Genomic DNA, 13,252 nt, shown 5'->3' with positions numbered 1-13,252 from the left:
CGGGCGCGGGTTGCAATTCCTGGCGAAAAAGTACTTAGGGTCACATTTCACGCTCATGTTCCGGGCTGGCGGAGTCCACAATTATATGCTCTTTGGTGAAGAGCTTCGGTAGGAAAACTGCCTACCTTAGGGCTTCGCCTTTTTGCATTTCCTCGACTTTACTTTGCCTGTCTGCTATGCCTGAACCCTCTACTACGCGCCGGCCGTGGCACTGCTTTCTGACCGGTGGCCTCTTGGCGGCGGCCTTGGGCGCTACCATTCCCACGGCTGAGGCGCAGCGGGTCCTGTGGGCCGATGCTCCCGCGCTGTCGGCAGCGGCCCGGCCCGCGGCGCAGCCCCTGGCCCACTTCCGGTCGGTGAGCTTTCAGCTGACTACCCTGCGGAGCGTGTTGCAGAGCGCACCGGTGGGGCGGGGCGGGGCCGCGGCCACGTCGGCTACCGTCATATCCTTGCCCCTGCCCGATGGCAGCTCCCAACGGTTTCGGGTGGTGCAGGCGCCCGTCATGGCCCCGGAACTGGCCGCCAAATACCCGGCTATTCAGACCTACGCCGCCCAGGGCATCGATGACCCCACGGCCACGGCCCGCCTGGATATTAGCCCCGATGGCTTTCACGCCCTGATTCTGGCTGCTGATAAGACGGTGTACATTGATCCGGCCGTGCGTGGTACGGAGGCGCATTTGGTATTTGAGCGCCGGGCCATGAACCGGGCGGCGTTTCCCTTCGTGTGCGCTACCCCTTCGGCCGAGGCAATAACAACGCTGGCCCGCGCAAGCCTCGTCGCCCGGCCGGCAGTAGCCAATGGCACCACCCTGCGCACCTACCGGCTGGCCCTGGCCTGCACCGGCGAGTACGCAGCCTTCCACGGCGGAACCAGGGCGGGCGCGCTGGCTGGTATGGTGGCTTCCATCAACCGGGTTAATGCCATTTGTGAGCGGGAACTGGCCGTGCGGCTCGTGCTGGTGCCCAACAACGACCGGCTGATTTTCCTCAACCCAACCACCGACCCGTACTCCAATACCGATGGGGAGGCCATGCTCGAAGAAAACCAGACGGTGGCTGACTCCCTGATCGGGCCCAGCAACTACGACATCGGGCACGTGTTTAGCACGGGCGGCGGCGGCATTGCCCAGCGGCCCTCCGTGTGCATCGACGGCAAAGCCCGCGGCGTTACCGGCTCCCCTTCCCCAATTAACGATGCTTTTGATGTGGATTACGTGGCTCACGAAATGGGCCACCAGTTTGGGGCTGACCACACCTTCAACAGCACGGCGGATTTCTGCAGCGGCAACCGGGAGGCTTCCTCGGCTTACGAGCCGGGCTCGGGCTCTACCATCATGGCCTACGCGGGCATCTGTGGGGCCGATAACCTGCAGCCGAACTCCGACCCCTACTTTCACTCCCACAGCTTCGACCAGATTGTGGACCACATTACGGGTCAGGGCAACTGCTCCGTGAACACCGCCACCGGTAACACCCCGCCCGTAGTGAATGCCGGCCCGAGCTACGCCATTCCTGTTCGCACGCCTTTCGTGCTGACTGGCTCGGCCACTGATGCCAATGCCGACGCGCTTACCTACGTGTGGGAAGAGTACAACCTGGGGCCCAACGGGGCCCTGAACGCGCCCACCGGTGATGCCCCCATCTTTCGGTCCTTTGCGCCTACCCCCAACTCCAGCCGCACGTTTCCGCGGCTGTCGGACCTGCTCAACAACACCCAGACGCCCGGCGAATTGCTGCCTACCTACGGGCGCCGCCTGATCTTCCGGCTGGTAGCCCGCGACAACCGCGCTGGGGGCGGGGGCGTCGATTACGACTCCATGCAGGTGGTGGTGGTGCCCACGGCCGGGCCCTTTGTGGTGCGCAGCCCTAACAGTGCTACCTCCTGGCTGGTAGGCGCTCCGCAGCAAGTTATTTGGGATGTGGCCAACACCACCCAGGCGCCCATCAACGCGGCCACGGTTAACATTCTGCTGTCCACCGATGGGGGCCTGACCTACCCTACGGTGCTGGCAGCCAACACTCCCAACGACGGGTTTGAGGCCGTGACGGTGCCTGCCAGTGTAGCGGCAACCTCCTCGGCCCGGGTACGGGTGCAGGCCAGCGCTGGCATCTTCTTCGATATTTCCAACCAAAACCTAACATTAACCGCCCCCTCCGGCCCCACTTTTTTCCTGCAAATGGCTGACGCGGCCACGCTGGCTTTTTGCCCGGGCAACTCAGCTACGATTCCCGTCAGCCTGGGCCAGCTGCAAGGGTTCAGCGGCAACGTAACGCTTTCCGCCACCAACCTTCCGGCCGGAGTTACTGTCACGTACGCGGCCAACCCCATAGCGGCGGGCGGGGCTACTACGGCTACCATTGCGGCCGATGCTAGCACAACGGCCGGCACCTACACCCTGCAACTGACGGGCACCAGCGGGGCGTGACGCGGGTACTGGATGTGTTACTGACCATTCGGCCCTCCGCTACGCAGGCCGCTACGGTTACTACCCCCGCCGCAGGCGGAATATCTACGCTGCGGCCCCGCATTACCTGGACTGCCGTGCCAAATGCCATTTCCTACGAGGTGCAGGTAGCCACGGATGCGACGTTCACCAACCTGGTCGTCAACCAGGCGGGCATTACGGGTACTACCTTTACTACCCTGCTGCTGCAGCCCACTACCACCTACTACGTGCGCGTGCGCGGAGTAAGCGCCTGTGCAACGGCGCCTTACTCGGCCACCCGGCAGTTACTGACGGGCACCCATACCTTGCGCACAGCCACGGCTACTCAAGTGCCCCGCCCCATTGGCAACACGGCCGGCGCTACCACTACGTCCACCATCGTTATTGGGAATACGGAGCGGGTATCTGACCTTCGCATCCGGGACCTCACCCTCACGCATCCGGATATAAGTGAGCTGGAAATCACGCTTACCAACCCTGTCCGTCGCCAAACGGTGCTGCTGGCCCAGGCTTGCCCCGGTACCAACGGCCTGAACCTGAGCTTCGCCGATGACGGCATAGCCCTTGCCTGTCCGCCCGCCGCGGCGGGCACAGTGCGCCCGGCGGGCTACCTGGGTGATTTGTTGAACGACCCGGCTTTTGGCAACTGGACGCTGAGCATTCGCGACACGAGGGCGGGTAACGGTGGAACCCTAACGGGCTGGAAACTGGAGCTTTATACCCTGAACGAACCACCAGCAGCCCCCACGGGCCTGAGTGTACTGGCCCCGTCGTGACCAACAATATGGCCAGCCTGGATTTGGTATGGCTAGACAATTCGGGCACTGAAACCGGCTTCGAGATTGAGCGCGCTCAGTTCGGAAGCCCTTTCACCCGCATTGCCACGGTAGGCGCCAACGTCACGGGGTATACGGATCAGGTTCGCCTTAACGGCACGTATTGCTACCGGGTGCGGGCCATCAACGCCTTTGGGGCTTCGGGCTACTCCAATGAAGGCTGCCAGACAGTTTCTACGGTTACTGGCCTGGCTAGCGCGGCGTTGCTGCAGGGCGTAGAAGTGTACCCCAACCCCAGCACCGGACTGTTCAACGTGAAAATCGACAACGCCCACCGTGGCCCCATCACGCTGCGGGTGACGGATGGGCTTGGCCGCAACCTGTCAACCCAAACGCTTAAGAAATCCGCCGCCCTGCTTCAGTGCCCCTCGACGTAAGCCTGCTGGCCCCCGGCGTCTACACGTTACACCTGGACATGCCCGATGGTTCGGCTGTGGTGCGCTTGTTGAAACAATAACCCCTGCCCAATTAGGTAGCCTCGAAAGGCGGCTCTCATAATAGAGAGCCGCCTTTCTTTTACCATAACTTATTATTTATCAGCCAACTATACTGAATAAGCCTTGAATAAGCGAGCCATGATTAGAACCGGTAGCGCAGTTGCGCTTTTACCTCGGAGCGGGTGGCGCCCTGAATTTCTTCGAGGCCGGAGCCGATGGTGCGCTGGTGGCGGTAGTGGGTGGTGGCGTAGCGCAGCCACAGGGTAAGGTGGCGGTTGATGTCGAATTGGGTTAAGAGGTAGGCCCGGGTGCCCTGGCCCGCCAAGGCCGGCACGGAAAAGGCGTACAGCACATCCTGCTCGAACACGTACTGGCGCGTGTCATAATCATCGGTGTCAAAGAGGGCGTAGCGGGCCGAAAGGCGCAGGCGACGCAGGGGCTGCACTGTCACGTCCTGGGCCAGCACATACCCGCGGCGGGTGGGGCGGCCGTCATCTTCCCGGTAGCTGGTACCCTGCACGCGGGTACGCAGGCTGAGCGCCGGAGTGGGGCTGGCATCGTAAAACAGTAAGATGCTCTGCCGCCGGGTGGGTACGGGCAAGGGCGCCGGGCGCACTGTGTCGGCGTCGTAGGCTTTGGTGCGCTGGCGCAGCTGGGCGTAGAGCAGGCTGGTTTTGGTGGGGCTGAAGGTGACGCGCACCAGCCAATCGTGGCCGGGGCTGGGGGCGCCGGCTTGGTAGCGCAGCCACGGAAACCGGAACCGATCGTAATACGCCGACACCTCCCAGCGGGCTACTGGCCGCACTTCCAACCCCAGGTACATCCCGTTTTCGTTGATGTTGCGGGTGTTTTCGCCCAGCGCATTGCCGTACAGCGTATGGAAATTCCGGTCGTAGTGGCGGTACAGCAGGGCCGCGTCTACCGTCGGGGCCAGGCTGGCCAGTAGGCCGTTGACGGTGCCCAGGCCCCCGCTGCTGCTGCGCGCCGTTTCGCCGAACAGCAATACGTTGTGCCATACGTAGCTGTAGTGCGCGCCCACGGCCAAGTTGCGCCGGCCCCGCAGTTCAAAGGCGTTGTAGGGCTCGTCGCGCCGCTGCAGGGGTTTGTCGAACTGAGTGTGCACGGCGGTAGCGCCTACCTGCAGGTCGCCGCCGGAACTATTGTAGCTGACGTTGCCGCCCAGCACGGTTTCGCCCAGGGCCTGGCGGTTGGCCAGTTCGGTGGGGGTGCGGTGAAAACCCGTCAGGAGCAGACCGGAGGAAAACTCGCTGAAATCCGCCAGTGAATCCGAGGCCTGCTGCACGGAGGCATCAATGCGTTTGCGTGACCCGAACGCCGTGGCCCGGACTGTTGTGGTAAGAGCCACAGTGGCGGCAACTCCGCGAAAAAACGTGTTTTCCAGCACCGAGGAGTAGGGCCGCACGCCCACCGAACTGCGGCGCAGGGTGGTAATCGTTTCGGCCCCCTTCCCCACGGCCAGCCCCGAGGATAGCAGCAAGCCTTGCCCGAACTGCAACTGGTAGTCGCCCAGAGCTAAGGTTTTCAGCCGGCCTCGCTCCTGCACTACCAGGTGGGCCGAGTAGAAGTCGGCGCCGTAGCGGCGGGTAGTGGGGTCCCAGCGGAACTGCTCGCCGGCATCTTTTTCGGCCGTAAAGCCCAGGCTAAAATCCTTGCTGTGGCTGACCCGGTAGCGCACCAGCAGCTTGTTAGGCGAGCCCAGGTAGCGCGTAGCGGGCCCACCGGTGCGGGTAGTATCGGGCGGGGCGTAGCCGGGTCGGTCCTGCAGTACCCGTTCGTAGCGCAGGAACAGGGCGTTGTTTTCCTCGTGAGTAATGCGTTGCCAGAGGTTGCCGCGGCCGGCGTTGGGGTTGGCGGTAGTCGCCGCCACGAAAGGCGCGGCGCGGTAAATTGTGCGTAGGTCGAAGCCCTCAACGCTTTGCAGCTCATACAAACTCAGCAGTGGGCCATTGCGCTGGCGGTGTTCCAGCAGGCTGGTTATCTGGGTTTCCGAAAGCAAGAGCAGGCCCCGCAGCTCCTCGCGGGAAGCGGTATTGAGGTTGAGCGGCGTTTGGTAATACTGCAGCAGCGTTTCGTAGAGGTCCTCGTAGGGCACCTGGTCGCTTTGAATCTCGGCGAACAACTCCTGGGTTAGCCGGTCGAGGTCGGGCACGGCGGGGCGCGGGTACTCCTGAGCCCGGGCCGACAGGGCTGCCGCCAGCCCAACCACTACCCCCAACAAATACTTCAGCTTCATGGCTGCTTGGCTTCCCAGTGCCAGGCCACGCTCAGCTGCTGGCTTAGCCCCAGCGCCTCGTGCCAGGCGGCGGCATAGTCCAGCTGAAACTGTCCGGCCCGAAACCCGGCTCCACCCGTGAGCTGGCTGGTCAGGGAGGACAGCCCAATTCGTAACGCTAGCACGGATATAGGCTGGTATTCCAAGCCCGCCTTGAAGTCGGCAGCCTGCTCCACATCCTTTTCGGTTTCGGCTAGTAGGAGCACTTTCTCGGCGGCCCGCCACGCCAGCCCGGCCCGTAACACAGTAGGAATTCGCTCATCCTGGTAACGGGCCAGGCGGGCTTGGTTGAGATTGTAAAGAGTAGCGCCGAAGGTGAGCTTGCGCGGAATAATATCGGCCTGCCCTCCCAGGGAAGCTGCTACCACCCGCCGGCTCCCCAAGCCTTCCAGGCTGGTTTGCAGCACTTCTACCCGGGCCCCTACTCGCACCGTGCCCAGCCGGTAGCCGTACCCCAGCCCCAGCCGCTGCTCTGAGTAAAGCCTCCCTCCAAAGCGTTGCGCCGTGAGGCCCACTACCCATAGCGCGGCGCATCGGGGGCGGCTACCGCGGCCGGCACATTCGGCACGGGAGCCACCGAAGCCCGGTACCCCAGCGGCACGGCAGCCGCTACCGATACCGTATTTAGGGTGGGCAGCAGGTAGCGGTTTTCGGCCCCGAACCCAACCGTAGGCTGTTGCAAGCTACCCAGAGCCGCGGCGTTGTTGGCCCCGGCCCATACGCCGTCTTCCAGCACGCTCCCAATTTGCCCCAGGCCGGCGCTACGGGCTCCCCATAAGCTCGGACCGTTGCCCTGGGCACACACGCTTTTACTACCCAATAAAACAGCCAACCAGAAGTATATTTTCATCATACGCAGGATATATCACATGTATACTATCGAAAGATAGGGCGCCCCTTGCAGCGCGCCAAATTTCCTGGTGTATGCTCACGAAAAAGCCCCGGCACCATATGGTACCGGGGCTTTCAATAGGCGCTACAGGTCAGTTCTTACAGCATGGCCGCGTCCTTCTTTTTCTTGATTTTGACTTTGCCGCTTTGCTCGGTTTTAACTTTCATCTTCTCCACGTCACTCATACCGGTGCCGGAGGAGGCGGCCGCGGCGGGGCCCACGCCGGGGTTCGGGCCGTTGTTGACGATGGTCATTTCATCGACGAGGTGCTTGGCGCCGCCCAGCTTCTCCACGCACCAGAGCACGTAGCGAATGTCGGCGTTGATGCAGCGCTTCAGCTCGGGGTCGTAGGCCAGGTCACCGGTCATAGCTTCCCAGTTGCCGTCGAAGGCCAGGCCAATCAGCTCCCCGCGGCCATTAATGACGGGCGAGCCGGAGTTGCCGCCGGTAATGTCGTTGTCAGTGATGAAGGCCACGGGCAGGTTGCCCTGCTTATCGGCGAAGCGTCCGTAGTCCTTCATCTTCAGCAAGTCTAGCTCTTTCTGGGGCACCACAAACTCGGGGTTGGTGGCGTCCTCTTTTTCCAGAATGCCCTGGGCCGTGGTTTTGTAGTCGTAAGCTACCGCGTCACGCCCCTTGTAAGGTCGTACTGTGCCGTAGCTCAGGCGGATGGTGGAGTTGGCGTCGGGCGAGTACACCTTCTGGGAGTTCTTCTCGCGCAGGGCGGCCACGTACAGGCGGTTAGCACGACCCAGGCCCGCCTGCAGGCCTTGCAGCTTGGGCACAATGTTCTGCACGTAGTTCTGGTACACCGACTGGTAGGTTTTGTAGCCGGGGTCAGCCTCCAGCTTGGCCAAGGTAGGCGCGGCTAGGAAGGCGTTCAGTTTGGCTTCGGAGGCCAGAAAGGAGTTGCTGAACACGTAGTCGGCGTACTTTGGCATGGAGCCGCCGTACTGTTTCCGCACCGTCTGGAACACGTCGGGCTGCTGGTCTTTGGGCACATCCTGCATGTAGAGCGCCATCAGGGCCGCGAATACCTTCTTGTCGGTGGGGGCGCTGTAGTCCTTGAAGTGGTCAGCCAGCGGGCCTTTTAAGTCAGCTACTGCTTTATCAACGGCGGCTTTGTCATTGGCTTTCAGAGCCGTAGCCAGGGGCATCAGGCGGGCAGCCAACGGAACGATTTCGGTGCCGAAAGCGGCCTCGTTCACGTACTGGGTGCTCAGGTTGTACTGTCGGATGCCGGCGTACGACTGGTTGATGACGTTGAGCGCGTCGCCGTACTGCTGGGCGCGGGCGGGGTCTTGGGCAATCCACTGCAGCAGGGCGTTTTCCTCGGCCTTCTTGGCGTCCACAGTTTTCAGGCGCTTCATGCCTTCGTTCTGCCCGATGTAGTACTTCCAATAGTTGGCAATGCCGGCGTACTTGGAGGCGTACTTCAGCCGTAGGGCCGCGTCCTGGTCCATGTCCTCTTTCCAGAGTTTCAGGCGGGTGTCGCGCAGCTTAATGCGGGCGGGGTTGGTTTGGTCGAGGGTGAGCTGGAGGCCAGCGGCGGGCAGGAAGCGTTGGGTGCGGCCGGGAAAGCCGAACACCATGGCAAAGTCGCCCTCACTCACGCCCTGCAAGCTCACGGGCAAGTGCTTTTTGGGTACGTAGGGTACGTTGCCGGGCTGCGGGGTAGCGGTGGGCTGGTTGTTTTTGTCGGCGTAGACGCGGAACATGCTAAAGTCGCCGGTGTGGCGGGGCCACATCCAGTTGTCGGTGTCGCCGCCAAACTTGCCCACAGCTTCCGGCGGCGCGCCTACTAGGCGCACGTCGCCAAAGCGCTGGTAGATAAAGAGGTAGTACTCGTTGCCCCCGAACATGTCGCGCACGTAGGCCACGTACTTGCCGTTTTCCTTGGCGTTATCGGCTAGCTCGCGCTGGCGCTTTTGCACGGTAGCGGTACGCTCCTGCTCGGGCGTGGTGGGCGTAATGCCCTCCAGCACTTTGCCGGTTACGTCCTCCATGCGCACCAGAATATCCACGAACAGGCCCGGATTCTGCTTTTCTTCCTGGCGGGTAGCGGCAAAGAAGCCGTTCTGCAGAATGTTGTTCTGGGGCGTGCTGTGGCTCTGAATGGCGTCGTAGCCGCAGTGGTGGTTGGTTAGCAGCAGGCCCTGGCTGCTCACGAACTCGCCGGTGCAAAAGCCGCCGAGCTGCACCACGGCATCCTTCAGGGAGGCATTATTGACGTCGTAAATTTCTTCGGCCGTGAGCTTGAGGCCTTTCTTCTGCATGTCGGCCTGGTTGAGGCGCTTCACGAAGAGGGGCAGCCACATGCCTTCGTCGGCGCGGGCTGCCAGGGGTAGGAGCAGCGTCAGCAGCAGGGCCTTGGCCCAGTGGGTAGTACGCATAAGGAGGGTGGAATTAAGGAAAGAAAACACGCCGATGGAATCGGTTGGCGAATTTACTAAATGCCGTGCAGGGTAGCGCTGTCAGGCTTTTTCCCGGCGCAACCATTCCGCCGGCTTTTGCGGTTCTTTGCAGGTATGTCGTACCTGTTTCGCCAGTTGCTGCTGGGTTTGCTCTGGGTGTACCGCCACCTGATTTCGCCGCTTACGCCGGCCAGCTGCCGCTACACCCCTACCTGCTCCGCCTACGCCGTAGAAGCCGTCACGAAATACGGCCCCTGGCGCGGCGGCCAGCTGGCCCTGCGCCGCATCAGCCGCTGCCACCCCTGGGGCGGCCATGGCCACGACCCCGTACCGTGACGGTGACTCAGCGAGTTCGTGGAATGTGTCGATGTGTCATTGCGAGGAGGCACGACGAAGCCATCCTTCCTGGCCAACGTGCTACCTATAGAAATGTGACAAGCCCTTACCTCCGTGCTGGAAGTAAAGGCTTGTCAGCATTAATAGACTTGTCACGGATGAGAGGAAGGATGGCTTCGTCCTGCGTCCTCGCCATGACAGAACGGCCAACTCACTGAATCACTCAATCACTCATTCACCATTTCACCACCTCACCATCTCACCTTCCGTATAAGCCCAGGTATTGCTGCGGTGGCCCTTGGCTGCGGCAGTTTTTTTTTCAGCTAGTTACTGCCTGTATGCGCACGTTATCCTTTGCCGCCGCCGTGGTTGGCTTGCTGCTTAGCAGCTGTTCGGAAGCCCAAACCAAGGAATCGGCGGGTGAGCCCAAACAAGAGAAATCGGGGAAGAAAAAAGGAAAGAAGGGCAAAGGGGCCGCCGATATTGCCAACCTCACTCGCCTGGGTTCTATGAACGATGTGCCGGAAAGCTCCGGCTTGGCCCTGGCTGAACAAGCCGGCACCTTTTACACCCACGGCGACGAGGGCGCGCGCCCTACCCTATATAAGGTTGACGCTACCGGCCGCACCCTCGCGGAACTGGAAGTACCCGTGCAAGGCGACGACTGGGAAAGCATTACCCGCGACACCCAAGGCAACCTCTACATCGGCGACGTTGGTAACAACAACAACAACCGCCGCGACCTGGTCATCTACCGCCTCAACCCACGCAACGTGCAGCAAGTGCAGGAAATCAAGTTGAAGTACTCCGACCAGCAGGATTTTCCGCCCGCCAAACAAGACCAGAACTTCGACTGCGAGGCTACCCTCTGGCACGCCGGCAAAGTGTACCTTTTCACCAAAGACCGGGGCCAGGGCCAGACCAGCAAAGTGTACACCGTGCCCGACCAGCCCGGCACTTATACTGCGCAGCTCCTCACCAAACTGGCCATTCCGGGCGAAGTAACCGACGCCGCCCTCAGCCCCGACGGGCGCCGGCTGGTGCTGCTGGCCCGGCAGGAAATGTTTGTGTTGGAAGGCGGCAGCCTAGCCGAAGCCCTAAAAGCAACGCCCCGGCAAATTTCCTTAAAAGGAGCCGGCCAGACGGAAGGAGCTACCTTCACCGATAACGGCACGCTCTATATCAGCAGCGAGCAGGGCGCCCTGTACAAATACACTTTCTGATCTAGCTACAAAAAGACGTCTGTGAGGTGCGGTGCCGAGCCGTATGCAGCGAATTTTCGCCAGGATAAAACTTACCTGTGGGTAGGCCCTGTTCTTTTCCTTAAGTTTGGCCTACGATTCCGAAACCCGGCGCGGCCTTTCCCTAACCACGTCATTACTACCCAGCAAATGGCTGAACAAACCACTCTCACCGGCCTGCGCGCCGGCGTGCTGCACGGCGACGAAGTGCAGCAGCTCTTCGACCACGCCAAAGCCAATGGCTACGCCCTACCTGCCGTGAACGTAACGGGCACCGACACGGTAAACGCCGTACTGGAAGCCGCCCGCGACCTGAACTCGCCGGTTATTATTCAATTCTCGAACGGTGGTGCTCAGTTTTTTGCTGGCAAGGGCCTGCCTAACGATAAGCAGCAGGCCAGCATTGCCGGTGGTATTTCGGGGGCTCAGCACGTGCACCTGATGGCCGAGGCTTACGGCGTACCCGTCATTCTGCACACCGACCACGCCGCCAAAAAGCTGTTGCCCTGGATTGATGGTTTGCTGGAAGCCGGCGAGAAGCACTTCGCCCAGTACGGCCAGCCCCTGTACTCTTCTCACATGCTGGACCTCTCGGAGGAGCCGATTGAGGAGAACATTGAAATCTGCAAGCAGTACCTGGAGCGCATGGCCAAAATGGGCATGACCCTGGAAATTGAGCTAGGCGTAACGGGCGGCGAGGAAGACGGCGTAGATAACTCCGACGTGGATTCTAGTAAGCTCTACACTCAGCCTTCGGAAGTGGCCTACGCCTACGAGGAACTGAGCAAGGTAAGCCCGCGCTTCACGGTGGCCGCTGCATTCGGCAACGTGCACGGCGTGTACAAGCCCGGCAACGTGAAGCTGCAGCCCGTTATTCTGAAAAACTCCCAGGATTTCGTGAAGCAAAAGTACGCGCTGCAGGCCGAGCGGCCCATCAACTTCGTGTTCCACGGGGGCTCGGGCTCCTCGCAGGAGGAAATCCGTGAGGCCATCAGCTACGGCGCCATCAAGATGAACATCGACACGGACTTGCAGTGGGCGTTTTGGGACGGTATCCGCGGGTACTACCAGAAAAACGAAGGCTTCCTGCAAAGCCAGATCGGTAACCCCACCGGCGAGGATTCACCCAACAAAAAGTACTACGACCCGCGCGTGTGGTTGCGCAAGGGCGAGGAAAGCTTTATCACCCGTTTGAAGTCCGCTTTCGAGGATTTGAACGCCGTAAACCGCCGCTACTAGCCGCCCGGGTTACTTAAGCTTAAAAAAAGCCCCGCTCTCGGCTGAGAGCGGGGCTTTTTCATGTCATTCCTCGCTCGGCTCGGAATGATGCAGCATCTACTTGCGGGGGCTAAGGGTAGCAGCGGCTGCGGCCGGAGTTTCTTCCAAGTCGCGGGGGCATAGCCGTAGGGATTCTGGGGGTCCTTGCCGGCGCGCCACACTACCCACAGGCCCACAAAAATCAGCGGGACGCTAAGCCACTGGCCCATGTTCAGGCTCATGTTCTGCTCAAAGGCTACCTGATCTTCCTTCAGAAACTCCACCAGAAAGCGGAACGAGAACAGCAGCACTACAAACAAGCCGAATAGCTGCCCGCGCGGGGTGCGCTCTTTGGTGCGGTTCCACATGCCATAGAGCAGCACAAACAGCACCACACAAAACAACGACTCGTAAATCTGGGTGGGGTGGCGGGGCACGGCTATTTCGGTGCCGGGCACGATGGTAGCGCCAACGGGCTGGCTATCAAACCGAACCTGGCCATCAGACTCCCGGGTGCGCTGCACGGCTACGGACCCGGCCGGCACCAGGCTAGTGGTGGCTTCCTGCAGGTGCTCTACGTCGCGCGGGAACACGAAGGCCCAGGGCACGTCGGTGGGGCGACCCACAATTTCGGAGTTCATCAGGTTACCGATGCGGATCAGGGCTCCGCCCACGGCCACTACCAGCACAATCCGGTCGAGGGTCCAAAGCCAGTCGAACTTATTATTGCGGCTGAACAGCCACACGGCGAAGATGATACCAATGGTGGCACCGTGCGAGGCCAAACCACCATGCCAGATTTTCAGGATTTCCCAAGGCTGGTCCTTGTAAGAAGCCCAGTCGTAGAAGAACACGTGCCCCAGGCGCGCGCCCAACACCGTGCCTAGCAGCACATAAATCGTAATAACGTCGACCCAGCGCGGCGACACCTTCTCGGATTTATAAACGTGGCCCAGGATAAAAGTACCCACCACGAAGCCCGACATAAACAACAGCCCGTACCAGCGCAGGGTAAGCGGCCCAATTTCCGCCAGGATGGGATTGGCAGTCCACAGTATAGCGCTCAGCAAACTCATAAGCAGAAGAAAAAAATGAG

General features: G+C 61.1%; 12 protein-coding genes. 7 read left to right on the top strand and 5 right to left on the bottom strand.

The features are described 5' to 3' along the window. The first annotated feature begins 176 nt into the window (after positions 1 to 176). From MUN84_RS16165 to MUN84_RS16150, 4 genes are read left to right on the top strand one after another with little or no spacing between them, the layout of a single operon-like run. Positions 177 to 2,429: a reprolysin-like metallopeptidase gene (locus MUN84_RS16165; protein ID WP_244695058.1), complete on the top strand. Its 2,253-nt coding sequence runs from the start codon at positions 177 to 179 to the stop codon at positions 2,427 to 2,429. Beyond that, positions 2,426 to 3,226, top strand: a complete 801-nt coding sequence (locus MUN84_RS16160; RefSeq protein WP_244695057.1) for a proprotein convertase P-domain-containing protein — start codon at positions 2,426 to 2,428, stop codon at positions 3,224 to 3,226. Before MUN84_RS16165 ends, MUN84_RS16160 begins: the two co-directional genes overlap by 4 nt. Further along, a complete protein-coding gene (locus tag MUN84_RS16155; protein WP_244695056.1) occupies positions 3,223 to 3,663 on the top strand; it encodes a hypothetical protein in 441 nt (146 codons plus the stop codon). Before MUN84_RS16160 ends, MUN84_RS16155 begins: the two co-directional genes overlap by 4 nt. Further along, on the top strand, positions 3,648 to 3,743 hold the full coding sequence (locus MUN84_RS16150) for a T9SS type A sorting domain-containing protein (protein ID WP_244695054.1): 96 nt from the start codon (positions 3,648 to 3,650) through the stop codon (positions 3,741 to 3,743). The genes MUN84_RS16155 and MUN84_RS16150 overlap by 16 nt, the downstream gene beginning before the upstream one ends. A gap of 122 nt (positions 3,744 to 3,865) precedes the next feature. On the opposite strand, the gene MUN84_RS16145 is transcribed toward MUN84_RS16150, so the two are convergent. The 4 genes from MUN84_RS16145 to MUN84_RS16130 all read right to left on the bottom strand — a co-directional run bounded on the left by MUN84_RS16145 (position 3,866) and on the right by MUN84_RS16130 (position 9,301). Then, positions 3,866 to 5,977, bottom strand: a complete 2,112-nt coding sequence (locus MUN84_RS16145; RefSeq protein WP_244695053.1) for a helix-hairpin-helix domain-containing protein — start codon at positions 5,975 to 5,977, stop codon at positions 3,866 to 3,868. After that, on the bottom strand, positions 5,974 to 6,531 hold the full coding sequence (locus MUN84_RS16140) for a hypothetical protein (RefSeq protein WP_244695051.1): 558 nt from the start codon (positions 6,529 to 6,531) through the stop codon (positions 5,974 to 5,976). Before MUN84_RS16140 ends, MUN84_RS16145 begins: the two co-directional genes overlap by 4 nt. Continuing rightward, positions 6,531 to 6,869 carry a hypothetical protein gene (locus tag MUN84_RS16135; protein ID WP_244695050.1) on the bottom strand — a complete coding sequence of 113 codons (339 nt, stop codon included), beginning with the start codon at positions 6,867 to 6,869 and terminating at the stop codon, positions 6,531 to 6,533. The genes MUN84_RS16140 and MUN84_RS16135 overlap by 1 nt, the downstream gene beginning before the upstream one ends. Positions 6,870 to 7,006: 137 nt before the next feature. Beyond that, positions 7,007 to 9,301, bottom strand: coding sequence for a S46 family peptidase (locus MUN84_RS16130; protein ID WP_244695048.1), 2,295 nt, complete (start codon positions 9,299 to 9,301; stop codon positions 7,007 to 7,009). Between the two features lie 135 nt (positions 9,302 to 9,436). Here MUN84_RS16130 and yidD point away from each other — a divergent pair, with 135 nt between their 5' ends. The 3 genes from yidD (at position 9,437) to fbaA (ending at position 12,138) form a co-directional block, all read left to right on the top strand. Next, positions 9,437 to 9,658: a membrane protein insertion efficiency factor YidD gene (gene yidD, locus MUN84_RS16125; RefSeq protein WP_244695047.1), complete on the top strand. Its 222-nt coding sequence runs from the start codon at positions 9,437 to 9,439 to the stop codon at positions 9,656 to 9,658. Between the two features lie 338 nt (positions 9,659 to 9,996). Further along, positions 9,997 to 10,881, top strand: a complete 885-nt coding sequence (locus MUN84_RS16120) for an SdiA-regulated domain-containing protein (protein WP_244695046.1) — start codon at positions 9,997 to 9,999, stop codon at positions 10,879 to 10,881. A gap of 168 nt (positions 10,882 to 11,049) precedes the next feature. Continuing rightward, positions 11,050 to 12,138 (top strand): class II fructose-bisphosphate aldolase, encoded by a 1,089-nt coding sequence (gene fbaA / locus MUN84_RS16115; protein ID WP_244695045.1) that lies wholly within the window; start codon positions 11,050 to 11,052, stop codon positions 12,136 to 12,138. Here fbaA and lgt read toward each other — a convergent pair. Then, positions 12,135 to 13,232, bottom strand: coding sequence for a prolipoprotein diacylglyceryl transferase (lgt, locus tag MUN84_RS16110; protein ID WP_244695044.1), 1,098 nt, complete (start codon positions 13,230 to 13,232; stop codon positions 12,135 to 12,137). The two genes, fbaA and lgt, sit on opposite strands and share 4 nt — an antisense overlap. Positions 13,233 to 13,252 lie beyond the last annotated feature (20 nt).

Origin of the sequence: Hymenobacter sp. 5516J-16 (assembly GCF_022919335.1) — a bacterium.
GTDB lineage: Bacteria > Bacteroidota > Bacteroidia > Cytophagales > Hymenobacteraceae > Hymenobacter > Hymenobacter sublimis.
Note: the sequence above shows the minus strand (reverse complement) of the source record. Positions and strands in the feature narration are given on the sequence as shown.

Bases quoted from the DNA above. Each gene is read 5' to 3' on its own strand.
- fbaA (WP_244695045.1), top strand. From the start codon at position 11,050: ATGGCTGAACAAACCACTCTCACCGGCCTGCGCGCCGGCGTGCTGCAC.
- MUN84_RS16165 (WP_244695058.1), top strand. From the start codon at position 177: ATGCCTGAACCCTCTACTACGCGCCGGCCGTGGCACTGCTTTCTGACC.
- MUN84_RS16145 (WP_244695053.1), bottom strand. From the start codon at position 5,977: ATGAAGCTGAAGTATTTGTTGGGGGTAGTGGTTGGGCTGGCGGCAGCC.
- MUN84_RS16130 (WP_244695048.1), bottom strand. From the start codon at position 9,301: ATGCGTACTACCCACTGGGCCAAGGCCCTGCTGCTGACGCTGCTCCTA.
- MUN84_RS16135 (WP_244695050.1), bottom strand. From the start codon at position 6,869: ATGATGAAAATATACTTCTGGTTGGCTGTTTTATTGGGTAGTAAAAGC.
- lgt (WP_244695044.1), bottom strand. From the start codon at position 13,232: ATGAGTTTGCTGAGCGCTATACTGTGGACTGCCAATCCCATCCTGGCG.
- MUN84_RS16120 (WP_244695046.1), top strand. From the start codon at position 9,997: ATGCGCACGTTATCCTTTGCCGCCGCCGTGGTTGGCTTGCTGCTTAGC.
- yidD (WP_244695047.1), top strand. From the start codon at position 9,437: ATGTCGTACCTGTTTCGCCAGTTGCTGCTGGGTTTGCTCTGGGTGTAC.